At 63.9% G+C, this 23160-nt stretch carries 22 protein-coding genes; 14 read left to right on the top strand and 8 right to left on the bottom strand.

Translation table 11 applies throughout. From position 1 onward, the window contains the following. Nucleotides 1-145 precede the first annotated feature (145 nt). Nucleotides 146-1072 (bottom strand): serine O-acetyltransferase EpsC, encoded by a 927-nt coding sequence (gene epsC, locus AC19YX_RS12140; RefSeq protein WP_020299790.1) that lies wholly within the window; start codon nt 1070-1072, stop codon nt 146-148. Nucleotides 1073-1263: 191 nt separating this feature from the next. On the opposite strand from epsC, the gene AC19YX_RS12145 reads away from it, so the two are divergent. The 12 genes from AC19YX_RS12145 to AC19YX_RS12200 all read left to right on the top strand — a co-directional run bounded on the left by AC19YX_RS12145 (nt 1264) and on the right by AC19YX_RS12200 (nt 12918). Then, nucleotides 1264-2259, top strand: coding sequence for a D-cysteine desulfhydrase (locus AC19YX_RS12145; RefSeq protein WP_421549326.1), 996 nt, complete (start codon nt 1264-1266; stop codon nt 2257-2259). 273 nt (nt 2260-2532) lie between these two features. Then, nucleotides 2533-3330, top strand: coding sequence for a cystine ABC transporter substrate-binding protein (gene tcyJ, locus AC19YX_RS12150; protein ID WP_043230463.1), 798 nt, complete (start codon nt 2533-2535; stop codon nt 3328-3330). After that, a complete protein-coding gene (gene tcyL / locus AC19YX_RS12155) occupies nt 3330-3995 on the top strand; it encodes a cystine ABC transporter permease (RefSeq protein ID WP_020299787.1) in 666 nt (221 codons plus the stop codon). The genes tcyJ and tcyL overlap by 1 nt, the downstream gene beginning before the upstream one ends. 4 nt (nt 3996-3999) lie before the next feature. Beyond that, the gene (tcyN, locus tag AC19YX_RS12160) at nt 4000-4752 is read left to right on the top strand and encodes an L-cystine ABC transporter ATP-binding protein TcyN (protein ID WP_078469263.1); all 753 of its coding nucleotides are present in this window, start codon (nt 4000-4002) and stop codon (nt 4750-4752) included. Nucleotides 4753-4807: 55 nt separating this feature from the next. After that, nucleotides 4808-5188: a DUF2750 domain-containing protein gene (locus tag AC19YX_RS12165; RefSeq protein ID WP_500606328.1), complete on the top strand. Its 381-nt coding sequence runs from the start codon at nt 4808-4810 to the stop codon at nt 5186-5188. 374 nt (nt 5189-5562) lie between these two features. Continuing rightward, entirely contained in the window at nt 5563-6804 is a 1242-nt protein-coding gene (locus AC19YX_RS12170; RefSeq protein WP_500606329.1) for an SfnB family sulfur acquisition oxidoreductase, read from the top strand. 23 nt (nt 6805-6827) lie between these two features. Continuing rightward, nucleotides 6828-8021: an SfnB family sulfur acquisition oxidoreductase gene (locus tag AC19YX_RS12175; RefSeq protein ID WP_500606330.1), complete on the top strand. Its 1194-nt coding sequence runs from the start codon at nt 6828-6830 to the stop codon at nt 8019-8021. Then, entirely contained in the window at nt 8021-9376 is a 1356-nt protein-coding gene (locus tag AC19YX_RS12180) for an LLM class flavin-dependent oxidoreductase (RefSeq protein ID WP_078469259.1), read from the top strand. The genes AC19YX_RS12175 and AC19YX_RS12180 overlap by 1 nt, the downstream gene beginning before the upstream one ends. Nucleotides 9377-9582: 206 nt before the next feature. Continuing rightward, a complete protein-coding gene (locus AC19YX_RS12185) occupies nt 9583-10392 on the top strand; it encodes a MetQ/NlpA family ABC transporter substrate-binding protein (RefSeq protein WP_078469258.1) in 810 nt (269 codons plus the stop codon). 1 nt (nt 10393) lies between these two features. Next, nucleotides 10394-11518: a methionine ABC transporter ATP-binding protein gene (locus AC19YX_RS12190; protein ID WP_500606331.1), complete on the top strand. Its 1125-nt coding sequence runs from the start codon at nt 10394-10396 to the stop codon at nt 11516-11518. Continuing rightward, nucleotides 11508-12152, top strand: a complete 645-nt coding sequence (locus AC19YX_RS12195) for a methionine ABC transporter permease (protein ID WP_078469256.1) — start codon at nt 11508-11510, stop codon at nt 12150-12152. Before AC19YX_RS12190 ends, AC19YX_RS12195 begins: the two co-directional genes overlap by 11 nt. Nucleotides 12153-12291: 139 nt before the next feature. After that, nucleotides 12292-12918 (top strand): class I SAM-dependent methyltransferase, encoded by a 627-nt coding sequence (locus tag AC19YX_RS12200; protein ID WP_500606332.1) that lies wholly within the window; start codon nt 12292-12294, stop codon nt 12916-12918. Nucleotides 12919-12931: 13 nt separating this feature from the next. Here the strand turns inward: AC19YX_RS12200 and AC19YX_RS12205 are convergent, their stop codons facing one another. From AC19YX_RS12205 to AC19YX_RS12215, 3 genes are read right to left on the bottom strand one after another with little or no spacing between them, the layout of a single operon-like run. Then, entirely contained in the window at nt 12932-15982 is a 3051-nt protein-coding gene (locus AC19YX_RS12205) for an efflux RND transporter permease subunit (protein WP_078469254.1), read from the bottom strand. Beyond that, the gene (locus AC19YX_RS12210) at nt 15979-17061 is read right to left on the bottom strand and encodes an efflux RND transporter periplasmic adaptor subunit (protein ID WP_078469253.1); all 1083 of its coding nucleotides are present in this window, start codon (nt 17059-17061) and stop codon (nt 15979-15981) included. The genes AC19YX_RS12205 and AC19YX_RS12210 overlap by 4 nt, the downstream gene beginning before the upstream one ends. Next, nucleotides 17058-18152, bottom strand: a complete 1095-nt coding sequence (locus tag AC19YX_RS12215) for an efflux RND transporter periplasmic adaptor subunit (RefSeq protein WP_078469252.1) — start codon at nt 18150-18152, stop codon at nt 17058-17060. Before AC19YX_RS12215 ends, AC19YX_RS12210 begins: the two co-directional genes overlap by 4 nt. A 244-nt stretch (nt 18153-18396) precedes the next feature. Here AC19YX_RS12215 and AC19YX_RS12220 point away from each other — a divergent pair, with 244 nt between their 5' ends. Continuing rightward, nucleotides 18397-19572: an AAA family ATPase gene (locus AC19YX_RS12220; protein ID WP_500606333.1), complete on the top strand. Its 1176-nt coding sequence runs from the start codon at nt 18397-18399 to the stop codon at nt 19570-19572. 159 nt (nt 19573-19731) lie between these two features. Here the strand turns inward: AC19YX_RS12220 and AC19YX_RS12225 are convergent, their stop codons facing one another. From AC19YX_RS12225 to AC19YX_RS12240, 4 genes are read right to left on the bottom strand one after another with little or no spacing between them, the layout of a single operon-like run. After that, nucleotides 19732-20616, bottom strand: a complete 885-nt coding sequence (locus AC19YX_RS12225; protein WP_078469250.1) for a transporter substrate-binding domain-containing protein — start codon at nt 20614-20616, stop codon at nt 19732-19734. Further along, nucleotides 20613-21395 carry an amino acid ABC transporter ATP-binding protein gene (locus AC19YX_RS12230; protein WP_078469249.1) on the bottom strand — a complete coding sequence of 261 codons (783 nt, stop codon included), beginning with the start codon at nt 21393-21395 and terminating at the stop codon, nt 20613-20615. Before AC19YX_RS12230 ends, AC19YX_RS12225 begins: the two co-directional genes overlap by 4 nt. Next, nucleotides 21392-22051 carry an amino acid ABC transporter permease gene (locus tag AC19YX_RS12235; RefSeq protein WP_078469248.1) on the bottom strand — a complete coding sequence of 220 codons (660 nt, stop codon included), beginning with the start codon at nt 22049-22051 and terminating at the stop codon, nt 21392-21394. The genes AC19YX_RS12230 and AC19YX_RS12235 overlap by 4 nt, the downstream gene beginning before the upstream one ends. Continuing rightward, on the bottom strand, nt 22032-22697 hold the full coding sequence (locus AC19YX_RS12240; RefSeq protein WP_078469247.1) for an amino acid ABC transporter permease: 666 nt from the start codon (nt 22695-22697) through the stop codon (nt 22032-22034). The genes AC19YX_RS12235 and AC19YX_RS12240 overlap by 20 nt, the downstream gene beginning before the upstream one ends. 274 nt (nt 22698-22971) lie before the next feature. Between AC19YX_RS12240 and AC19YX_RS12245 the strand changes: the two genes are divergently transcribed. After that, entirely contained in the window at nt 22972-23121 is a 150-nt protein-coding gene (locus AC19YX_RS12245; protein ID WP_178102911.1) for a hypothetical protein, read from the top strand. The last annotated feature ends 39 nt before the right edge of the window (nt 23122-23160 follow it).

Genomic DNA, 23160 nt, shown 5'->3' on the forward strand with positions numbered 1-23160 from the left:
ATCATTGTCGACCGTGGCCGCTGCCCCTGGGCCGCGAGGGCGCCGAGGGGTGTCAGGTGGGCGCAAGGTGTTGCACAGGGCCAGCGCAGCCTCGTGGGCTCGGCAGCGGCTACAGGGCTGCGCGTGGCGTCAGGTGGGCGCAGTGTTACTTCTGCGTCCCATCGTCATGCTGCAGATTGGCCTGGGTCAGGTTGCAGCCGGCAGGCACGCTGCGGGTCAGCCAGACGTTGCCGCCGATGGTCGAACCCTGGCCGATGGTGATGCGCCCCAGAATCGTCGCGCCGGCGTAGATCACCACATCGTCCTCGACGATCGGGTGCCGGGGATGGCCCTTCTGCAACTGCCCGTCCTCGTCCGCCGGGAAGCGTTTGGCGCCCAGGGTCACAGCCTGATAAATCCGCACCCGCTCGCCGATGATCGCGGTTTCACCGATCACCACACCGGTCCCGTGGTCGATAAAGAAACTGCGGCCGATCTGCGCCCCCGGGTGAATATCGATGCCGGTCGCCGAGTGGGCAATTTCCGAGCTGATCCGCGCCAGCAGCGGCAACCCGGCGCGGTACAGGTGGTGCGCCAGGCGATGGTGAATCACCGCCAGAATCCCCGGGTAGCACAGCAGCACTTCATCCACGCTGCGCGCCGCGGGGTCGCCGTGGTAGGCCGCCAGCACGTCGGTATCGAGCAGCACCCGCAGGCCCGGCAGGGCCAGGGCGAAGTCCTGGATGATGCGGATGGCCTTGGCCTCGACGTCCTCGGCCTGCTCACCGCCATGGCGCGTCGCGTAGCGCAGTTCGAGGCGAGTCTGGGCCAGCAGCGCATTGAGGGCGGCGTCCAGGGTGTGGCCGACGTAGAAATCTTCGCTTTCCTCGCGCAGGTCTACCGGGCCCAGGCGCATGGGGAACAAGGCACCGCACAAGGCTTCGAGAATCTCGGCCATGGCCGCTCGGGACGGCAGTTCCCGGCCGCCCTGTTCGCCACTGACACGACCATTGCGGGTACGCCACTGGTCGCGGGCATCACGCAGTTGGCCGACGATGGTCTGCAGTTGCCAATGGCTGGATCGCTCGCTCACGCTCAACACTCCTCACTCAGGTAGCCGGACAGTCTGGCTACGGAAACGGCATCCACTTTACGGTATGGGCCGCAGGCAAAATTAAGAACTAATTGTGCGGGCCTTAGCACTTTTTGACATATGCGATTGACGGTTGCCCGGGCAAATATCGCTGCCTATAGTCCCCGCATCCCATCAGCCCGTGCTCCCCCATGATCAAACAACAGCTAGCCCGCTTCGACCGACTCGACCTGCTTGGCCACGCCACCGCCCTGGAAAAACTCGAACGCCTGTCCACCTGGCTCGGGCGCGATATCTACGTCAAACGCGACGACACCACGCCGCTGGCCATGGGCGGCAATAAATTGCGCAAGCTCGAATACCTGGCGGCGGATGCCTTGGCGGCGGGCGCCGACACCCTGATTACCGCCGGGGCCATCCAGTCCAACCACGTGCGCCAGACCGCCGCCCTGGCGGCCAAGCTGGGCCTGGGTTGCGTCGCCCTGCTGGAAAACCCCATCGGCACTGAAGACAGCCATTACCTGCACAGCGGCAACCGCCTGCTGCTGGACCTGTTCGACGCCAAGGTCGAGTTGGTGGACAACCTGGACCACGCCGACGAGCAATTGCAGGCCCTGGCCGAGCGCCTGCGCAGCAATGGCAAGAAGCCCTATCTGGTGCCGATTGGCGGTTCCAACGCCCTCGGCGCCCTGGGTTATGTGCGTGCGGGCCTAGAGCTGGCCGAGCAAATCAAGGACAGCGGCCTGGAATTCGCCGCCGTGGTCCTGGCCTCGGGCAGCGCCGGCACCCACAGCGGCCTGGCCCTGGCGTTGAGCGAGGCGTTGCCACAGTTGCCGGTGATCGGGGTGACCGTGTCGCGCACCGATGAAGCCCAACGGCCAAAGGTCCAAGGCCTGGCCGAACGCACTGCCCAATTGCTGGGCGTCGAGCTGCCGGCGAGTTTCAAGGTGGAACTGTGGGACGAATATTTCGCCCCGCGCTATGGCGAGCCGAATGCCGGCACCCTGGCCGCGGTGAAATTGCTGGCCAGCCAGGAGGGCCTGCTGCTGGACCCGGTCTACACCGGCAAAGCCATGGCCGGCCTGCTCGACGGCGTCGGCCGCCAGCGTTTCAATGACGGCCCGATCATCTTCCTCCACACCGGCGGCGCCCCAGCCCTATTCGCTTACGCCGGCGCCTTCGCCTGAGCTTCCGTAGCCGCCATAGCCGCTGCCGAGCCCGCTCGGCAGCGGCTACAGTTTGCGAGGTGAGTACACAACTCAACCAACCAAACCAAAAGGAATAACAAACTAAATTTATATTATTTTTAAACCTATAAAACGCGCTTTATAGTCGCGCCGCAGGCTCATTTGCCGCGAGACGCGCAGGCTGCATTTAAGGCAGGATGAGCGCTCGTCACGTTCCTCGATTGACCTGCATCTCCCACCCGCATTGCGCATAAGAAACCACAGGGGCTTGTCATGAATTTTTCTGCACTACGTCGAAATCTGCTTATTGGCACACTGGGTCTGGCCATCGGCGCCGGAATGCTGGGGCAGGCGGTTGCCGGTGAGCAACTGCAAAAGATCAAGGACGCCGGCGTGATCAACGTCGGCCTGGAAGGCACCTACCCGCCTTTCAGTTACGTCGATGAAAACGGCAAGCTGGCCGGCTTTGAAGTGGAATTCTCCGAAGCCCTGGCGCAAAAGCTCGGGGTCAAGGTCAAGCTGCAGCCGACCAAGTGGGACGGCATCCTCGCCGCCCTGGAATCCAAGCGTCTCGACGCCGTGGTCAACCAGGTCACCATTTCCGAGGAGCGCAAGAAGAAGTACGACTTCTCGGTGCCGTACACCGTCTCCGGGATCCAGGCCCTGACCCAGAAAAAAGACGAAGGCAAATTCAAGACCGCCGCCGACCTGGGTGGCCACAAGGTCGGTGTCGGCCTGGGCACCAACTACGAGCAATGGCTCAAGGACAACGTACCGACCGCGATCATCAAGACCTATGACGATGATCCGACCAAGTATCAGGACCTGCGCGTAGGCCGCATCGAAGCGATCCTGGTGGACCGCCTGGCCGCCTTCGAGCTGATCAAGAAAACCAATGACACCCTGGCCGTTTCCGGCGCTCCGTTCTCCCGTCAGGAAGCCGGTATCGCCCTGCGCAAAGGCGAACCCGAACTGCTGGCCGCAGTGAACAAGGCCATCGAGGAACTGCGCGCCGATGGCACGCTGAAAAAACTCTCGGAAAAATACTTCAACGCTGACGTCACTCAATAATGGAAGCAGGCCTTCAACTGGCGCTGGATTCGGCGCCCTTTCTGCTCAAGGGCGCCTACTACACGGTCATTCTCAGCCTGGGCGGCATGTTTTTCGGCTTGCTGCTGGGCTTCGGCCTGGCGCTGATGCGCCTGTCGCGCTTCAAGCTGCTGAGCTGGACCGCCAGGGTCTATGTGTCGTTCTTTCGCGGCACGCCGCTGCTGGTGCAACTGTTCGTGATCTATTACGGCTTGCCGCAATTGGGCATCGAACTGGACCCACTGCCGGCGGCACTGATCGGCTTCTCGCTGAACATGGCCGCCTACGCCTGTGAAATCCTGCGGGCCGCCATCAGCTCCATCGAGCGCGGCCAATGGGAAGCCGCCGCCAGCATCGGCATGACCCGCGCGCAGACCCTGCGCCGGGCGATCCTGCCCCAAGCCATGCGCACCGCGCTGCCGCCCCTGGGCAACAGTTTTATTTCACTGGTCAAGGACACGGCCCTGGCCGCCACCATCCAGGTGCCGGAACTGTTCCGCCAGGCGCAGCTGATTACCGCCCGGACCTTCGAAATTTTCACCATGTATCTTGCCGCCGCCCTGATCTACTGGATTCTTGCCAGCGCTCTGGCGCACCTGCAGAACCGGTTGGAAGCGCGGGTCAATCGGCATGACCAGGAGTCTTGAACCCATGATCGTGGTTGAAAAACTGACCAAGCAATTCAAGGGTCAGACTGTGCTCAATGGCATCGACCTGACCGTCGCCGCCGGCGAAGTGGTCGCCATCATCGGCCCCAGCGGCTCGGGCAAGACCACCTTCCTGCGCTGCCTGAATTTTCTCGAAGAACCCAGCAGCGGCCGGATCAAGGTCGGCGACATCGAAATCGACGGCAGCCGGCCCCTGAGCCAGCAACAGGGCCTGGTGCGCAAATTGCGCCAGCAGGTGGGTTTCGTGTTCCAGAACTTCAACCTGTTTCCCCATCGCACCGCGCTGGAGAACGTGATCGAAGGCCCGCTGGTGGTGAAAAAAACACCGCGCCACCTGGCCGAAGCCCTGGGTCGTCGGCTGCTGCTCAAGGTCGGCCTGGCGGGCAAGGAAGACGCCTACCCCCGGCGCCTGTCCGGTGGTCAGCAACAGCGCGTGGCGATTGCCCGGGCACTGGCCATGGAGCCGGAAGTGATCCTCTTCGACGAGCCCACTTCAGCCCTGGACCCGGAACTGGTGGGCGAGGTGCTGGCGACCATCCGCAGCCTGGCTGAAGAAAAACGCACCATGGTCATCGTCACCCACGAGATGAGCTTCGCCCGCGACGTGGCCAACCGGGTGATCTTCTTCGACAAGGGCGTGATCGTCGAACAGGGCGACGCCAAGGAGCTGTTCGCCCACCCCAAGGAAGAACGCACTCAGCAGTTTCTGAGCAAGTTTCTCAACCCCGGCACATGAAGCTTCGAACTTCTACAGCCGACCACCCGCTCCCATTCCAGACCATGGATGCCTGATGCTGGCCCCGCAGAAAATCCACAACCTGCTCCGGCTCTCGCCCCAGGCCCGGTGCGACTACCTGATTCGCAAGGTGGCGGATTTCCAGGTCATCTGGGGGCTGTTCGCGGACGGCTGGGCCACTGCGGGCTCTGCCCAGGCCAGCGCCATACCATTCTGGCCAGAGGCGGACTTTGCCGCCTTGTGCGCCCATGGCCCATGGCAGGGCTTCCAACCCAAGCCCATTGAACTGACCCATTTCCTCTCCCACTGGCTGCCCGGCATGCAGCGCAACGCCACGCTTTGCCTGGTGTTTGCAGATGCGCACGGGCAAGGCCTGTTGCTGCCCCCCGAATCGCTGCTGCAATCGCTCACCGACGAGTTGGATCAGTACCAGTAACGCCTGCGACGCCGCCTGAACGTCCACCGCTGATCGCCTGCCATCGGGTGTTTTCACCCCCCGCCCGTCCTCTTCGCTGCCGACGAAAAATGCTCGCCGGCGGCAGCCACACGCCGCGCCAGCCCGCAGCCGCTGGGCCGCAATCTGCCATCCTGCCGTATACGTAAACCCCTTCTATGTATATTCCTAAAAGTTAGTTTATTTAATTTTTATACACGCATAGGGTATATGCACCGGACCACCGGACATTCTTTGATTCTGATTTCGCCGCACGACCGCGGCATATCCATGAGATGTGAGGTAGGTATGGTCCGGAACACAATCACCCCAGTGCAGATCGCCAGGGCATTGCGTGCAGCCAAGGAGTGGCGCTGATGTCCAATCTGGCCGATGCAAAAGTCCAGAGCGATCTGGATATCGCCCCCCTGTTGCTGCCCGCACAGGTCCTGCTCAACGACGCCCAAGCCCTGCAAGCCGCTCATGAACTGGCCGCTGCCGCGCGCCAGCAGGCCGCGCAGCGCGATCGCCAGCGCAAGCTGCCCTGGGCGCAGATCGAGCAATTCACCCGCAGCGGCCTGGGCAGTATTGCCATCCCCCGCGAATACGGTGGCCCGCAGGTTTCATTCGTGACCCTGGCCGAGGTCTTCGCCATTGTTTCCGCCGCCGACCCGGCCCTGGGGCAGATCCCGCAAAACCAGTTCGGCGTGCTCAACCTGGTACTGGCCAGCGCCACCGAACGGCAGAAAAAACACCTGTTCCAGAGCGTGCTCGAAGGCTGGCGTATCGGCAATGCCGGCCCTGAGCGCGGCACCAAAAATACCCTGGAACTCAAGGCACGCATCACCGCCGATGGTGACGGCTACGTGATCAACGGCCAGAAGTTCTACTCCACCGGCGCGCTGTTCGCGCACTGGGTAGCGGTCAAGGCCCTCAACGATGACGGCAAGCAAGTGCTGGCGTTCGTGCGTCGCGGCACCCCGGGCCTGCGCATCGTCGACGATTGGTCGGGCTTCGGCCAGCGCACCACCGCCAGCGGCACCATCCTGCTCAACAACGTGCGGGTTGACGCCGACCTGGTGGTGGACAACTGGCGGATCAACGAGGTGCCCAATATCCAGGGCGCGGTGTCGCAACTGATCCAGGCCGCCATCGACGCCGGCATTGCCCGGGCGGCGATCGACGACGCCATCAGTTTTGTCCGTGAACGAGCGCGGCCCTGGGTCGACGCCAACGTCGAGCGCGCCAGCGATGACCTGTATGTAATCGCCGATATCGGCAAGCTGAAAATCGAACTGCACGCCGCCGAGGCGCTGTTGCGCAAGGCCGGCCGGGTGCTGGACCAGGTCAACGCGGCGCCGATCACCGCCGAGTCCGCAGCCCGCGCCTCGATTGCCGTGGCCGAAGCCAAAGTGCTGACCACCGAAATCTCGTTGCTGGCCAGCGAGAAGCTGTTCGAACTGGCCGGCAGCCGCGCCACCCTGGCCGAATTCAACCTCGACCGCCACTGGCGCAACGCGCGGGTACACACCCTGCACGACCCGGTGCGCTGGAAATACCACGCCGTAGGCGCTTATCACCTGAACGGCACGTTGCCTGCTCGCCATTCCTGGATCTGACAACCAGACCACTGGAGAAGTACATGACTCTTTCCCAACACGTCGCGGTCATAACCAGCGATGAGCAAGCCCTGATTGTCGCCAGCGACTTGGCCGAGGATTTCAAACGCGACAGCGCCCTGCGCGATCGCGAACGTCGCCTGCCGCACCCGGAACTGGAAGTGTTTTCCCGCTCGGGCCTGTGGGGCATCAGCGTGCCCAAGGAGTACGGCGGTGCCGGCGTATCCAATGTCACCCTGGCCAAGGTCACCGCGCTGATCGCCCAGGCGGATGCCTCCCTCGGGCAGATCCCGCAAAACCATTTTTACGCCCTGGAGGTGCTGCGGGTTAATGGCAGCCCCGAGCAGAAACAACGGCTGTACGCCGAAGTCCTGGCCGGCCGCCGCTTCGGCAATGCCCTGGCGGAACTGGGGACCAAGACCGCCCACGACCGCACCACGACCCTGACCCGTGACGGCGATGGCTACCGCATCAATGGCCGCAAGTTCTACGCCACCGGCGCCATCTACGCCCAGCGCATCCCGACCTCGGTGGTGGATGAACAGGGTGTGCAGCAATTGGCCTTCGTCCAGCGTGACAGCCAGGGCCTGAGCGTGATCGATGACTGGTCAGGCTTTGGCCAGCGCACCACCGGCAGCGGCTCGGTGCTGTTTGAAAACGTCTACGTCGCCGCCCAGGACGTGGTCCCGTTCCAGAGCGCCTTCGAGCGCCCGACCACGGTCGGCCCGCTGGCGCAGATCCTCCACGCCGCCATCGACACCGGCATCGCCCGCGCCGCTTATGAGGACGCGCTGCATTTCGTGCGGACCAAGACCCGGCCGTGGATCGACGCCACCAGCGACAAGGCCACCGAAGACCCGCTGACCCTCAAGAGTTTCGGCCACCTGAGCATCCGCCTGCACGCCACCGAGGCGCTGCTGGAACGCTCAGGGGAGTTCCTCGACCTGGCCCAGGCCCAGACCAACGCCGAGACCGTGGCCGCCGCCTCGATCGCGGTCGCCGAAGCCCGCGCCCTGAGCACCGAAATTTCCCTGGCCGCCGGCAGCACCCTGTTCGAGCTGGCCGGCAGCCAGGCAACCCTGGCCGAGCACGGCCTTGACCGTCACTGGCGCAACGCCCGGGTGCACACCCTGCACGACCCGGTGCGCTGGAAGTACCACGCCGTGGGCAATTACTACCTGAATGAAACGAACCCGCCACTGCGGGGGACGATCTGATGGGGGCGAAGAAAAAGATCCTGCTCAATGCTTTCAACATGAACTGCATCGGGCATATCAACCACGGTCTGTGGACTCACCCACGGGACAACTCGACCCAATACAAAACCCTCGCCTACTGGACCGAACTGGCCCAGTTGCTGGAGCGCGGGCTGTTCGACGGACTGTTTATCGCCGACATCGTCGGCGTGTACGACGTCTATCAGAACTCAGTGGACGTCACGCTGAAAGAGTCGATCCAGCTGCCGGTCAATGACCCGCTGCTGCTGGTTTCGGCCATGGCCGCCGTGACGAAAAACCTGGGTTTCGGCCTGACCGCCAACCTCACCTACGAGCCGCCGTATCTGTTCGCCCGGCGCATGTCGACCCTTGACCACCTGAGCAGCGGCCGGGTCGGCTGGAACATCGTCACCGGCTACCTGGACAGCGCGGCCAAGGCCATGGGCCTGTCGGAACAGGTGGAACACGACCGGCGCTACGACCAGGCCGATGAGTACCTGGAGGTGCTGTACAAACTCTGGGAAGGCAGCTGGGAAGACGACGCGGTGCTCAACGACCCGGTGCAGCGGATCTACGCCCAGCCGGACAAAGTGCACAAGGTCGAGCACAAGGGCGAGTTCTATCAGGTCGAGGGTTATCACCTCTGCGAGCCTTCGCCCCAGCGCACCCCGGTGCTGTTCCAGGCCGGCAGTTCGGACCGCGGGTTGCTGTTCGCCGGGCGTCACGCCGAGTGCGTCTTCATCAGCGGCCAGAACAAGCCGTCGACCAAGGCCCAGGTGGACAAGGTCCGCGCCAGCGCCGTGGCCGCCGGGCGCAATCCCGAGGACATCAAGCTGTTCATGGGCCTCAACGTGATTGTCGGCGAGACCGAGGAAGCCGCCTGGGCCAAGCACGCCGAGTACCGCAGCCACGCCAGCGCCGAAGCCGGTGTCGCGCACTTCTCGGCCTCGACCGGCATCGACTTCGCCCAGTATGAAATCGACGAGCCGATCCAGTACGTGAAGAGCAACGCCATCCAGTCGGCCACCAAGAACCTGCAGAACAACGACTGGACCCGACGCAAATTGCTCGACCAGCACGCCCTCGGCGGGCGCTACATCACCGTGGTCGGCTCGGCGCAGCAAGTGGCGGATGAACTGGAATCGTGGATCGCCGAAACCGGCCTCGACGGCTTCAACCTGACCCGCATCGTGACTCCGGAAAGCTACGTCGATTTCATCGACCTGGTGATCCCGGAACTGCAACGACGCGGCTCGTACAAGACCGCCTACGACAACGGCACCTTGCGCGAAAAGCTGTTCCGCCAGGACCGCAAGCTGCCTGAACAACACACCGGCGCGGCCTACCGCCACTGAGGCCCTTGTGGCGAGGGAGCTTGCTCCCGCTGGGTCGCGTAGCGGCCCCAAATCCGGGCGACGCAGTTTCTCCAGGAATACCGAGTCATCAGGGTTTGGGCTTGCTTCGCAAGCCTGCGGGAGCACGCTCCCTCGCCACAGACAGCGGTCTTCGCTGCGTCCACAAAAATTGCTCAACTCATTCGTATTGACTGGACATAACCACCATGAAAAGCAAACTCCTGAGCCACCCAGTCAAAGCACTGGTCCTCGCCCTCGGACTCTTCAGCGGCGCCGTGTTTGCCGCCGACAAACCCCTCAAGGTCGGCACCACCGCGGCCTTTGCCATCCCCCTGGAAGCCGCCGTTGAAGAGGCTGGCAAACAGGGCCTGAAAGTCGAGCTGGTGGAGTTCACCGACTGGATCGCGCCCAACGTCAGCCTCGCGGCCGGCGACATCGATGTGAACTACTTCCAGCACATCCCGTTCCTGGAAAACGCCAAGGCCGCCGCCGGTTTTGACCTGGTGCCCTTCGCCCCGGGGATCATCAACAACGTCGGCCTGTACTCGAAGAAATACAAAAGCTTCGACGAACTGCCCGAAGGCGCCAGCGTCGCCATCGCCAACGACCCGATCAACAGCGGGCGCGGCCTGCAACTGCTGGCCAAGGCCGGTTTGATCACCCTCAAGCCGGGCGTGGGCTACAAGGCCACCGAAGACGACATCATCGCCAACCCGAAAAAGATCAAGATCCTCCAGGTCGAGGCCGTGCAACTGGTACGCGCCTATGACGATGCCGATCTGGTCCAGGGCTACCCCGCGTACATCCGCCTGGCCAAGACCTTCGATGCCGGCTCCGCCCTGCTGTTCGACGGCCTGGACCACAAGGAGTACGTGATCCAGTTCGTGATCCAGCCCAAGAGCAAGACCGACCCGCGGCTGATCAAGTTCGTCGATATCTACCAGCATTCGCCGGCTGTGCGCGCCGCCCTGGATAAAGCCCACGGCAAGCTCTACCAAGCCGGCTGGGAAGGCTGAGATGAGCGTCGCCAGCCTCCAGCGCAAGCTGCCCGAACAACAGCCCCACAGCGCCCAGCAGGCTGAGCTGCACCCGCAGCTCAACCGCGCCCACGTGCGCTTCATCGGCCTGGGCAAGACCTACCAGGGCGCGCAAGGCCCGGTGCCGGCCCTGCAGGGCATCGACCTGGCGATCCAGCACGGCGAGGTGTTCGGCATCATTGGCCGCAGCGGCGCCGGCAAGTCGTCGCTGATCCGCACCATTAACCGCCTGGAGCAACCCAGCAGCGGCCGGGTGCTGATCGACCAGGTGGACATCGGCGAATTCGACGAAGACCGCCTGGTGGAACTGCGCCGGCGCATCGGCATGATCTTCCAGCACTTCAACCTGATGTCGGCCAAGACCGTGTGGCAGAACGTCGAGCTGCCGCTGAAGGTGGCCGGCGTGCCCAAGGAGCAACGCCAGAACAAAGTCCGCGAGCTGCTGGAGCTGGTGGGCCTGCAGGACAAACACAAGGCTTACCCGGCGCAGTTGTCGGGCGGGCAGAAGCAGCGGGTCGGGATCGCCCGGGCCCTGGTGCATGACCCGGCGATTCTGCTGTGCGACGAGGCCACCTCGGCCCTGGACCCGGAGACCACCCAGTCGATCCTCGGCCTGCTCAAGGAGATCAACCAGCGCCTGGGCCTGACCATCGTCCTGATCACCCACGAGATGGCAGTGATCCGCGATATCTGTGACCGGGTGGTGGTGCTTGAACACGGGCGCATTGTCGAGCAGGGCCCGGTCTGGGAAGTGTTCGGCAACCCGCAGCACGAGGTCAGCAAAACCCTGCTCGCACCCTTGCAGCATGGCTTGCCGCAGGAGCTGCAGCAGCGCCTGCGGGCGCAACCGGAGTCGGCCCAGGCCGCCGTGGTGCTGCGCTTGCAGTTCACCGGCGCAAGCGGCGACGAGCCGGACCTGGCGGCGCTGTTCAGTGCCCTGGGCGGGCGCGTGCGGCTGTTGCAGGGCGGTGTGGAACGGATCCAGGGGCATGCCCTGGGGCAATTGCTGCTGGCGGTGAGCGGTTCGTCCCTGGGCGCTGAAGAACTGCGCCAGCGCGCGGGCGACTGGGCACAACAGGTGGAGGTGCTGGGTTATGTGGTTTGACCGTTTGCTGCAAGGGGTCATCGACACCTTTTTGATGGTCGGCGTGTCCTCGCTGATCGCCCTGCTGGCGGGGATTCCGCTGGCGGTGATCCTGGTCACCAGTTCCAAGGGCGGGATCTATGAAGCTCCAGCCCTGAATCGGGCGCTGGGGGCGTTTGTGAATCTGTTTCGCTCGATCCCGTTCCTGATCCTGATGGTGGCGCTGATCCCCTTTACCCGGCTGATTGTCGGCACCACCTATGGCGTCTGGGCCGCCGTGGTGCCGCTGACCATCGCCGCGACGCCGTTCTTCGCGCGGATCGCCGAAGTCAGCCTGCGGGAGGTCGACCATGGGTTGATCGAAGCAGCGCAGGCCATGGGCTGCCGGCGCTGGCACATCGTCTGGCACGTGCTGCTGCCCGAGGCACTGCCGGGGATCGTGGGGGGCTTCACCATTACCCTGGTGACCATGATCAACTCCTCGGCCATGGCTGGCGCCATCGGTGCCGGCGGCCTGGGCGACATCGCCTACCGCTACGGCTACCAGCGTTTTGACAGCCAGGTGATGCTCACCGTCATCGTGCTGCTGGTGATCCTGGTTGCCGCCATCCAACTGGGCGGCGACCGCCTGGCACGAATCCTCAACAAACGCTGACGGTAACCGCACGTAGCCGCTGCCGAGCCTGCGGCAGCGGCAGCGGCTACAATTCGTCGCCGCGTTGGTCATTGGTTGAACGTTGCCCCTGGGCGACTTGGGGTATATTCGGCCCCTCTCCCTTCTTCGCGCAGCTGCCATGAAACTCGCCCCCGACGACCTCGACCAGATCACCGCCACCACCCTCGGCCATTACAACCAGGTTGCCGAAGGCTTTCGCGAAGGTACGCGCGATCATGATGTGAGCCAGAACATCGATGCGCTGCTGCGGCATATCCAGGGCACGGCTCCGTTTACCGTGCTGGATTTCGGCTGCGGCCCGGGCCGCGATTTACAGACTTTCACCCGCATGGGCCATGTCGCGGTCGGCCTCGACGGCTCCGAACGCTTTGCGCAAATGGCCCGCGACGACAGTGGCTGTGAGGTCTGGCAACAGGACTTTCTCAAGCTCGAGCTGCCCGTCGCCCACTTCGACGGAATCTTTGCCAACGCGGTGCTGTTTCACATCCCGTTGCAGGAGCTGCCTCGGATCCTCAAGCAACTGCACGCCACGCTGAAACCGGGCGGCGTGCTGTTCAGCTCCAATCCGCGGGGCGACAACCGCGAGGGCTGGAACGGCGAACGCTACGGCTCGTACCACGATCTGCCGGCCTGGCAGGCTTTGCTGACCGCCGCCGGCTTCGTCGAACTGGAACACTACTACCGCCCCGCCGGATTACCGCGCGAGCAGCAGCCGTGGCTGGCCAGCGTCTGGCGCAAGGCCTGACGCGGCCGGCGGCTCACGCCTGCTGCTGCGGTTCCTTGATTTTGTACCAGGCCACATAGAGCGCCGGCAGGAACAACAGGGTAAGCAGGGTGGCGACGATAATGCCGCCGATCATGGCGTAGGCCATCGGCCCCCAGAACACTTCGCGGGCGATGGGGATCATCCCCAGGCTCGCCGCCGCTGCGGTCAGCAGGATCGGCCGGCGCCGGTGCTGGGTGGCTTCCACCACCGCATCCCAGGGTGAATAACCGTCCTTCTCGAAGGCATCGATCTGGGTCACCAGGATCACCGAGTTGCGGATGATGATGCCGATCAGCGCAAGGATCCCGAGGATCGCCACAAAGCCCATGGGCGTGCCCGTCGGCACCAGGGCCAGGACCACGCCGATCAGGCCCAGGGGCGCGACGCTGGCCACCAGGAACATCTTCTGCACGCTGTGCAACTGGATCATCAGGAAGGTCGCCATCAGGAACAGCATCAGCGGCACCACCTTGGCAATCGGCCCCTGGGCCTTGCCGCTCTCCTCCACCGTACCGCCGGTGGCCACCGAGTAACCCACCGGCAACGCCGACGAGAACCGGTCGATGGTCGGCTTGAGTTGCTTGACCAGGTCGGTGGGCTGGATCTCGTCGCGCACCGCGGCCTTGATGGTGATGGTCGGCTTGCGGTCGCGACGCCAGACCAGCGGCTGCTCCAGCTCGTAACGCACGGTGGCGAAGGCCAGCAGCGGAATCGAGGTGCCGTTGGGGGTGACGATCTGCAGGTTCTGCAGGGTCTCCGGCGAACCGCGTTCGTTATCGTCGGCACGCCCGACCACATTGATCAGGTAAATATCGTCATGCACCTGGGTCACGGTGGAGCCGCTGACGATGCTGTTCATCAAACGCGCCACATCTTCGGAAGACAGCCCCAGCTGCCGCGCCTTGTCCTGGGCGATGTCGATGCGCAGCACTTTGCCCGGCTCGTTCCAATCGTAGATGATCTCGCCGATATGGCTGTTCTTATCCAGCTCGGTGGCCAGTTCGATGGCGTGCTTGCGCACCTGGTCGATGTCCTTGCCGCTGACCCGGTACTGGATCGGCCGCCCCACCGGCGGGCCCATTTCCAGGGCCTGCACGTAGCTGCCGATGCCGACGAAGTCTTCACGCAGACGCTTCTGCAGGCGCTGGGTCAGGGCCGTGCGCTGCTCCAGGCCTTTGCTGACGATCACCAGCTGCGCGTAATAGGGATTTTGCAGTTGCTGGTCCAGGGGCAGGTAGAAGCGGATCGCGCCTTCGCCGATGTAGGTGCTCCAGCGCTCGATATCCGGGTCGTCCTTGAGGGTCGCCTCCAGGCGATCCACGGCCAGGCGCGTCTCGTTGATCGAGGCGTTCTGCGGCAGGTTGAGGTCGACCAGGATTTCCGGGCGGTCGGAAGACGGGAAGAACTGGTTCTGCACGAAACGCATGCAAAACACCGACAGCGCGAACAGTAGCACGGTGATGCCGATGGCCCACCAGCGGTTGCGCATGGCCCACAGCAGTCCGCCGTTGAAGGCCCGGCCAACCCGCCCCGGTTCATTGGAGTGGGGTTTGACCTTGCTGCTGAGAATGTGAATGCCGATCACCGGCGCGAACAGCACCGCCACCACCCAGGACACCAGCATCGCCACCGCGATCACCGCAAACAGGGTGAAGGTGTACTCGCCGGCAGAGCTGGCGTTGAGGCCGATGGGCACAAAACCGGCCACCGTGACCAGGGTCCCGGTGAGCATGGGAAACGCGGTCGAGGTGTAGGCGAAGGTCGCCGCCTGCTCTTTGGTCTCGCCCATTTCCAGGCGCGTGACCATCATCTCCACCGTGATCATGGCGTCGTCCACCAGCAGCCCCAGGGCGATGATCAGGGCGCCGAGGGAGATGCGCTGCATGGTGATGCCGCTGTACTCCATGAACACGAAGACCATGGCCAGCACCAGCGGAATCGAGCAGGCCACCACCAACCCGGCGCGCACGCCAAGGCTGATGAAACTCACCACCAGCACGATCACCACCGCCTCGAACAGCGCGCTGGTAAAGCCGCCCACCGCCTCTTCCACCACTTCGGCCTGGTCCGAGACCTTGTGCACCCCGACCCCCACCGGCAGGTCGGCGGTCAGCTCGCTCATGCGCGCGTGCAGCGCCTTGCCGAAGTCCTGGATGTTGCCGCCCTTCTTCATCGCAATCGCCAGGCCGATGGCCGGCTGGCCGTTGAAGCGGAACATCGGCGTCGACGGGTCGACGTAGCCGCGGCTGATGTCGGCAATATCCGCCAGGCGATAGAAGCGGTCATTGAGCCGCAGGTTGACCGTGGCCAGGTCCTTCTCGGAAGCGAACTGCCCCGAGGTACGCACGGAAATCCGCTCCGGCCCGGCCTCGATCACCCCGGCCGGGGTCACCGCATTCTGTGATTGCAGGCTTTGCAGGACCTGGCGCTGATCGATGCCCAGGGCCGCCAACTTGCGGGTCGAGAAGTTCAGGTAGATGACTTCATCCTGCTCGCCGACCATCTCCACCTTGCCCAGATTCGGCACCTGGCGGATCTCGGCGCGCACCTGTTCCACATAGTCGCGCAGTTGCCGCAGGCTGAGGCCGTCGGCAGTAAAGGCGTAGATCGAACCGAACACATCGCCGAACTCGTCGTTGAACCCGGGGCCCTGAATGCCCTGGGGGAAGTCGCCGCGAATGTCGTTGATCTTCTTGCGCACCTGGTACCAGATCTCGGGGATGTCCTTGGCACTGGTAGTGTCGCGCAAGTAGACGAACACCGTGGACTCGCCGGGGCGGGTGTAGCTTTTCACGTAGTCGAGGGAATCGAGTTCTTCGAGTTTTTTCTCGATGCGGTCGGTGACCTGCTTCAGGGTTTCTTCCTGGGTCGCCCCCGGCCAGCGGGTGGAAATCACCATGGTCTTGATGGTGAAGGAAGGGTCTTCCTCGCGGCCCAGGTTGAGGTAGGAGAAGACGCCCATCAGCAGCGCGACGAACATCAGGTACCAGACAAACGACTGATGCTTGATGGCCCACTCGGATAAATTGAAGCTCCCTTTCATCGCGGGGCGTCCTCGTCGATTTTGACTTTCTGCCCCGGTTTGAGGCTGTTGACGCCGGCGCTGACCACCCGCTCACCGGCCTTGACGCCCTTGCCGATCAGGGCCGAGTTCGCGTCGCGACGCAGCACCGTGACCTCCCGTGGGGCCACGGTCTGGTTCTGGGTATCAATGACCCAGATCCGGGTCTTGCCGTCGACCTCCTGCACCGCCGACAGCGGCAGCTCGGTGCGCGGTTCGATGGCCGAACTGAGGCTGACGCTGATCGCCGTGCCCAGGCGGAAGCCATCGGGGGTCTCGGTCAGGGTCAGGCGTGCGCGGCGGGTGCGGGTCGCGCTCTGCGCCTGGGGTTCGATCTCGCGGACGATGGCCGTGGTGTTGATGCTCGGGTCCAGCTGCGCCGCGACCTTGAACACCACATCCGCCGGCAGTTGATCCACCAGGCTGGCCGGCAGGTCGATCACCGCTTCCTTGATGTCCGGGCGGGCCAGGGTCACCACTTGCTGGCCGGCGGTGACCACCTGGCCAGCCTCGGCGTTCCAGGCGGTGACCACGCCGCCGTGATCGGTGCGCAACTCGCTGTAGGTGAGCTGGTCCCGGGCCTGGCTCACCGAGGCCTTGGCCTGGGCCAGGGAGGCGCCGGTGGTTTGCAGATCGGTCAGGGCGATGTCCAGCTGGGCCTGGGCGCCTACCCCGCGATCGAACAGCTCCTGCTGGCGCCGGGCATTGGCCTGGGCATTGATCCACTGGGCCTCGATCCGCGCCAGGTCACCCTGGGCCGCGCGCAACTGGTTCTGCTGATCGGTGGGGTCCAGGGTCGCGAGCAGCGCGCCCTGCTCGACCTCGGCGCCGACATCCACGTTGCGATTGGCGATCCGCCCCGGCACACGAAACCCCAGGTGGGTCTCGTAGCGGGCCTGGATGCTCCCGGCAAAACGCCCCAGGCTTTCCTCGGACTCGGGTTTGATTTCAATCGACAGCACCGGGCGCACCGGCTCGGGCGCCGGCTCTTCCCTGGAGCAACCCGGCAACAGCGCCACGCTGCACAACAGCGCGGCGAACGGCAACGACAGGCGCATCATGGCTGGGCTCCCTGGGCTTTATCCTCGGCGGCGATCTCGACGAACATCTGCGGATGCAGCAACTGCCCGCCGGCCACCACTACTTTTTCACCGCCCTTGAGGCCTTCGCCGATGATCACTTTGCCGGTCAGGTAGCGCGCGACCTTGACCGTGTGCAGCTCGGTCTTGCCGTCCTCGCCCACCAGCCACACGGCGGGCTCGCTCAAGTTCTTGGTCAGCGCCGACCAGGGCAGCTCGACGCTGGCGGTGCCCGGCGCGCTGGCGGTGGCACTCACCACCGAGCCCAGGTCCATGCCCGCCGGCAACTCCTTGAGCGCCACCTTGACCTGCACCGTGCCGCTGTCGGCCGAAACCACCGGGGTCACCTCGCGGATGGTGCCGGTGGTCTTGACCTGGGGGTTGTCCAGCAGGCTGATGACGATCAGCGCGTTATCCGGCGGGGCCATCAGCAACGATTCATAAACGTTGAACACCGCGTCGCGCTCGCCGTCCCGCGCCAGGCTGAAAATCGGCACCGTGGCCTGCACCACCTGGCCGACTTCGGCCTGGCGCGCGGTAATGATGCCGGGGGCCTCGGCCACCAGCGCGGTATAGCTCAGTTGCTCGCGGGCATTGGCCAACTGCGCCTGGGCTGCGGTCAGGGCGCTCTGGCTGCTGCGCAGGGCGGCCTGGGCCGAGTCGTATTCACTTTGGCTGGTGTAGCCCTTGGGCAGGAGTTTTTGCTGGCGCACAAAAGCGGCGGCGGCCTGCTTGACCCGCGCCTGCTCGGCCGATACCGAGGCCGCGGCGGAGTCGACGTTGGTCTGCAAGTCCTTGGGGTCGAGTCGGGCCAGTACCTGTTGGGCTGAAACCCGGTCGCCGACATCCACTGCGCGCTGGATGATCTTGCCACCCACGCGAAACGACAATTCGGTCTGCACCCGGGCCTGGATATCGCCGGTAAGGGTCACGGAGGGGGCGAAGTCGCTGCTGCGCACTTCCATCACCCGCACGCGCGGGCGCTCCTTTTCCACGGGCTTTTCCGCACCACAGCCGCAGAGTAGAGCCAGCAAGCTCAACGCCACTACCCACTTCGATTCGAGACCAGCCATGCAGGCTCCTTTGCGTGATGCTGTCGTGCCAGTGACGTTACGACTGTGAGCTTAGAACAGGGTTCCATCGCTGCACGCACCGTGTTCACCGGGGTGAGGGAACATGCCCATACCGGCCTTTGAGCAAACCGCGACCTCAGGTTTTGCGTCCGCTGCGCGAGCGAGCGGGAGCAAGCTCCCTCGCCACAACCCTCCCTTTGCGCCAAATCAGGCACACTCCCCACCACGCAAAAGGAGACCCGGCATGCTCAAGACCCTGGCGGCGGCCAATTACCGCTCGATCAACAAACTGGTGATCCCGCTGGAGCGGCTGAACCTGATCACCGGCCCCAACGGCAGCGGCAAGTCCAATCTGTACCGGGCCTTGCGCCTGCTGGCCGAGACCGCCCAGGGCGGCGTGGTCAATGCCCTGGCTCGCGAAGGCGGCTTGCAATCGACCTTCTGGGCCGGGCCGGAAAGCATCAGCCGGCGCATGCGCAGCGGCGAAGTGGCGATTGAAGGCGGCGGGCCGCGCAAGAAAGTCACGCGCCTGCGCCTGGGATTCGCCGCGGAGGATTTCAGCTACGCCATCTCCCTCGGCCTGCCCGAGCCGCCGCCACCGCTGAACCTGTCGGCCTTCGCCCTCGATCCGGAAATCAAGAAGGAATGCATCTGGGCCGGGCCGCTGTATCGCCCGTCCAGCCTGCTGGTGGGTCGCGCCGGGCCGATGATCCGCACCCGCGAAGGGCGCACTTGGGACGTGATCGCGCAGCACACCGCGACCTTTGACAGCCTGTTCGATCAAGTCGGCAGCCTGCGCTCCTCGCCCGAGGTGTTGCTGCTGCGGGAAAGCATCCGTGGCTGGCGTTTTTATGACCACTTTCGCAGCGATGCCGACGCACCGGCACGCCAGCCGCAACTGGGCACCCGGACCCCGGTGCTGCACCACGACGGTCGCGACCTGGCGGCCGCCCTGCAGACCATCCTCGAAATTGGCGACCCCGAGGCGTTGCACCAGGCTATCGGCGATGCATTCCCGGGCGCACGGTTGCAGATCGCGCCGCTGCAAGGGGGGCGCTTCGCCATTGAGTTCTATCAGGAAGGATTGCTGCGTCCGCTGTCAGCCGCCGAGTTGTCGGACGGCACCTTGCGCTACCTGCTGCTGATCGCCGCGTTACTGACCCCGCGGCCGCCGACGCTGATGGTGCTCAACGAGCCGGAAACCAGTCTGCACCCGGACCTGTTGCCGGCCCTGGCGCGCCTGATCATCCGTGCCTCGCAACACTGCCAGGTGTGGGTGGTGTCCCACGCCAGCCGACTGATCGCCGCCTTGCAACAGGACCCCGAATGCAACTCCATCGTCCTGGAGAAGAACTTCGGTCAAACCGAAATCGTCGGCCAGGGCATGCTTGACGAACCGGCGTGGCATTGGCCGGATTAGACCCGATGGGTGTCAGTTGGCATAGCGGCACAGCGCAGCCTCGCGGGCTCGGCAGCGGCTACAGGGCGGTGCTGTAGCCGCTGCCGAAGGCTGCCCTGGCCCTTGCAGGCGCCGCAGGGGCACCTGGAAAATCACCGCGCAGCACCGGCTACAGGGTTATTAGCCCTGCCATTTTCCGCCTTCGACGATCACGCTCTCGGGCTTGGTGTCGTCGCTCAGTTCCTTGCGCACGTACTGGTCGTAGAGCTTGAGCAGGTATTTTTCTTCGCCCAGCTTGGCCAGTTCGGCGTTGACCCAGTCACGCAGTTCGATGTTGCCTTTCTTCACCGCCGGGGCGATGGGGGCTTCGTCACCGAGTTTCTCTTCCAGCACGCGGTAGCCCGGGTTCTGCTTGGCCCAGCTGAACAGCACCAGGTTGTCCTGGGCATAGGCGTCGCCGCGACCGTTGGCCAGGGCTTGTAGGGACTCGGAGTTTTTCTCGAACTTCAGCAGTTTCCAGTCCGGGTGAGTCTTGGTCAGCCAGATATCGGCGGTGGTGCCGGTGGTGACGATGGTGGTGCGGCTCGCCAGGTCGTCGAGTTTTTTCACCTCACTGCCATTCGGCACCAGCGCCTGCACGGCCACCTTGAGGTTGGGGTTGGTGAACTCCACCGCCTCCTTGCGCTCCGGGGTCACGGTCATGTTGGCCAGGATCAGGTCGACCTTGTCACTTTGCAGGAATGGAATCCGGCTGGCCGGCTCGACCGCCACGAACTCGACCTTGTTCTCATCACCCAGCAGGTCCTTGGCGAAACGCCGGCCAATGTCGGTATCGAACCCCACATAACGCCCGGCCTCATCGACAAAACCGAACGGCGGCTTGTCGGTGAACACCCCGACAATCAGCTTGTCGCGAGCCTTGATCTTGTCCAGGTAGCCGGCCGCAGGCGCAGCGCTGGCCGTGCTGGCCGCAGGCTTGGGGGCATCCGTGGATTTATCGCAGCCGGCCAGCAGGGCCAGGCCGAACAACGGCAGTAACAACAGCGAAGACTTGGCAGTTTTCATAAGCGCTCCAGTTCCTTTTCAGGTGCTTTTTTAGGCAGTGTTTCAACGAAGGAGAACTTCTCCAGGAACTGCTGCGCGCGTGCGGTCTGCGGGTTCGTAAAGAAAATCTCGGGAGGGTTCTGTTCGACGATGCGCCCGGCGTCCATAAACACCACGCGGTCGGCCACGGCACGGGCGAAGGCCATTTCGTGGGTCACGATCAACAGGGTCATGCCGTCCCGGGCCAGGCCCTGGATCACTTGCAGCACTTCCTTGACCATTTCCGGGTCGAGGGCGGCGGTCACTTCATCGAACAACATCACTTGCGGGTTCATGCACAGCGAACGAACGATCGCGATGCGCTGCTGCTGGCCGCCGGAGAGCTGGCGCGGGAAGGCATCACGCTTGTCCAGCAGGCCGACGCGGGCGAGCAAGGCTTCGGCTTGTTCGCGGGCCTCGCGGCGCTCGCGTTTTTGCACCTTGAGCGGGCCGAGCAGAATGTTGTCGAGCACGCTCATGTGCGGGAACAGGTGATAGCTCTGGAACACCATGCCGATCTGCTGCCGCACGTCGCGCCAGTCGGTGCCCTTGTCCAGCAGTTCCCGGCCATTGAAGGTCAGGCTGCCGCTGTGGGCCACTTCCAGCCCGTTGAGGCAGCGCAACAGGGTGCTTTTGCCGCAGCCGCTGGGGCCGAGGATCACGATCACTTCACCCGACTCGACCCGCAGGTCGACCTGGTCGAGCACCTGCTGCTCGCCGAAAAACTTGTTGAAACTCCGGAACTCGATCAGTGCGCTCATGCTTGCGTCCAGCGCCGCTCCAGCACGCGGGAAGCGGCCGACAGCGGGTAGCAGATAAAAAAGAAAAACAGAAACAGCGCGCCGTAGATCAACACCGACTCATAGGTGCGCTCGATGATCTGCTGGCCGACCTTGATCACATCCACCACGCCGATCAGCACCGCCAGCGAGCTGGTCTTGATGATCCGCGTGTAGACATTGATGGTCGGCGGCGTCATGCGTTTCAGGGCCTGGGGCAGCAAGACATAGATGAACAGTTGCGGGCCGGACAACCCGATCGACAAGCCCGCCTCACGCTGGCCACGGGGCAGCGAATGCAGGGCGCCGCGCACCACCTCGCCCACTTCGCTGGCGCCCCACAGCGACAGCACCAGTACCGCGCAGGTGAAGCTGGGAATGCTGATGCCGAAAAAGATCGGAAAGCCGAAGAACAGCAGGTACAGCCAGACCAGCACCGGAATCGCCCGGAACAGTTCCAGGTAGACCCGCAGCACGGCGTTCAGCCACTTGCTCGGCAGGTTGCGCAACACGCCATACAACACGCCGCCCAGGGTGCTGAAGGCGATGCTCAAAAAGGAAATCGACAGGGTTTGCAGCGCGCCCTTGCCCAGTTGCGGCAACGACACCCACAGCAACTCAAGACCCGAACTGGCCATGCTGGAGCCTCCTTTCCAGGCGGCTGAGCAGCAGCGACAGGGGCAAGAACAGCAACACGCAAATCAGCGTCAGCACGGCGAGCATTTCGTAGGTCTTGTAGTACAGCGCGATGTAACTCTTGGTGGTGTAGAGAATCTCCGGCACCGCCACCGCTGAGACCACGGTGGTTTCCTTGAGCAGGAAAATGAAATTGGCGAACAGCGACGGCAGGCTGAGGATCCCGGCTTGCGGCAGAATCACGTAGCGCAGCAGTTGCCAATGGGACAGGCCAATGGAGCGCCCCGATTCCAGTTGCGCCTGGGGCACGGCCTCAACACCGGCGCGCAGCACTTCGGTGAGGTAGGCGCCGCCGAGAAAGGTCATGGTGATGATTGCCGCCGCAAACCCGGAAATCTTGATCCCCAGGGCGGGCAAGGCGAAGTACACGAAGAACAGCTGAATCAGCAGCGGCGTATTGCGCGCCAGCTCCACATACAACGCCACCAGGCGCCACAGGTAGGGGGTGCGAAATACCAGGATCGTGGCGTTGATCAAGGCCACCAGCAGCGACGTGCAGATGGCAATCAGGCCGACCTGCAAGGTCACGCCCACGGCTTTGAGAAACGCCGGCAGGGTGCCGAGGATAAAGGCGTAATCGAGAGTCATTGAGAATCCTGAACGCCGCTGGGGTACAGCGGCGGCGGTGCGGTCCATGGGCAGTGGATAACCACCCGGCAAGCACCGACTTTAAAGGTATAAAAACGAGAATTTAAATACCGTTAAAGCATATTGATATCACCCAAAAAACTAACCCGCGAATTTGCCGGGCTGGCGCCGAGGGTCTACCGTTTCCGCCGTGGACGCCGGGGTGTTTTTTGCCCCGGTGCGCCTCAAGGAGACGCAGCCCAGGCTGCCCATCAGCCGCACAAGGACGTTGACCATGGCCGATGCCAACACCCCACAGCCCCTCGATCCCCACGACCTGCTGAAATGGCTGACCGCCCTGCGCCGGGCGATGCAGGCCGGTTGCCCGACCCTTTCATTTGCCGCGCAGCCGGTGATGGCGACCACGCCTTCCAGCGGGCAATAAAAAACGCCGACGCTGTGGGAGCCGTCGGCGTTTAAACCT

This window comes from Pseudomonas sp. MF09150, assembly GCF_059862355.1.

What these genes read in the sequence shown, in the direction of transcription:
- AC19YX_RS12145 (WP_421549326.1), top strand. Translation starts at nt 1,264, where the DNA reads ATGATCAAACAACAGCTAGCCCGCTTCGACCGACTCGACCTGCTTGGC.
- tcyJ (WP_043230463.1), top strand. Translation starts at nt 2,533, where the DNA reads ATGAATTTTTCTGCACTACGTCGAAATCTGCTTATTGGCACACTGGGT.
- tcyL (WP_020299787.1), top strand. Translation starts at nt 3,330, where the DNA reads ATGGAAGCAGGCCTTCAACTGGCGCTGGATTCGGCGCCCTTTCTGCTC.
- tcyN (WP_078469263.1), top strand. Translation starts at nt 4,000, where the DNA reads ATGATCGTGGTTGAAAAACTGACCAAGCAATTCAAGGGTCAGACTGTG.
- AC19YX_RS12165 (WP_500606328.1), top strand. Translation starts at nt 4,808, where the DNA reads ATGCTGGCCCCGCAGAAAATCCACAACCTGCTCCGGCTCTCGCCCCAG.
- AC19YX_RS12170 (WP_500606329.1), top strand. Translation starts at nt 5,563, where the DNA reads ATGTCCAATCTGGCCGATGCAAAAGTCCAGAGCGATCTGGATATCGCC.
- AC19YX_RS12175 (WP_500606330.1), top strand. Translation starts at nt 6,828, where the DNA reads ATGACTCTTTCCCAACACGTCGCGGTCATAACCAGCGATGAGCAAGCC.
- AC19YX_RS12180 (WP_078469259.1), top strand. Translation starts at nt 8,021, where the DNA reads ATGGGGGCGAAGAAAAAGATCCTGCTCAATGCTTTCAACATGAACTGC.
- AC19YX_RS12185 (WP_078469258.1), top strand. Translation starts at nt 9,583, where the DNA reads ATGAAAAGCAAACTCCTGAGCCACCCAGTCAAAGCACTGGTCCTCGCC.
- AC19YX_RS12190 (WP_500606331.1), top strand. Translation starts at nt 10,394, where the DNA reads ATGAGCGTCGCCAGCCTCCAGCGCAAGCTGCCCGAACAACAGCCCCAC.
- AC19YX_RS12195 (WP_078469256.1), top strand. Translation starts at nt 11,508, where the DNA reads ATGTGGTTTGACCGTTTGCTGCAAGGGGTCATCGACACCTTTTTGATG.
- AC19YX_RS12200 (WP_500606332.1), top strand. Translation starts at nt 12,292, where the DNA reads ATGAAACTCGCCCCCGACGACCTCGACCAGATCACCGCCACCACCCTC.
- AC19YX_RS12205 (WP_078469254.1), bottom strand. Translation starts at nt 15,982, where the DNA reads ATGAAAGGGAGCTTCAATTTATCCGAGTGGGCCATCAAGCATCAGTCG.
- AC19YX_RS12210 (WP_078469253.1), bottom strand. Translation starts at nt 17,061, where the DNA reads ATGATGCGCCTGTCGTTGCCGTTCGCCGCGCTGTTGTGCAGCGTGGCG.
- AC19YX_RS12215 (WP_078469252.1), bottom strand. Translation starts at nt 18,152, where the DNA reads ATGGCTGGTCTCGAATCGAAGTGGGTAGTGGCGTTGAGCTTGCTGGCT.
- AC19YX_RS12220 (WP_500606333.1), top strand. Translation starts at nt 18,397, where the DNA reads ATGCTCAAGACCCTGGCGGCGGCCAATTACCGCTCGATCAACAAACTG.
- AC19YX_RS12225 (WP_078469250.1), bottom strand. Translation starts at nt 20,616, where the DNA reads ATGAAAACTGCCAAGTCTTCGCTGTTGTTACTGCCGTTGTTCGGCCTG.
- AC19YX_RS12230 (WP_078469249.1), bottom strand. Translation starts at nt 21,395, where the DNA reads ATGAGCGCACTGATCGAGTTCCGGAGTTTCAACAAGTTTTTCGGCGAG.
- AC19YX_RS12235 (WP_078469248.1), bottom strand. Translation starts at nt 22,051, where the DNA reads ATGGCCAGTTCGGGTCTTGAGTTGCTGTGGGTGTCGTTGCCGCAACTG.
- AC19YX_RS12240 (WP_078469247.1), bottom strand. Translation starts at nt 22,697, where the DNA reads ATGACTCTCGATTACGCCTTTATCCTCGGCACCCTGCCGGCGTTTCTC.
- AC19YX_RS12245 (WP_178102911.1), top strand. Translation starts at nt 22,972, where the DNA reads ATGGCCGATGCCAACACCCCACAGCCCCTCGATCCCCACGACCTGCTG.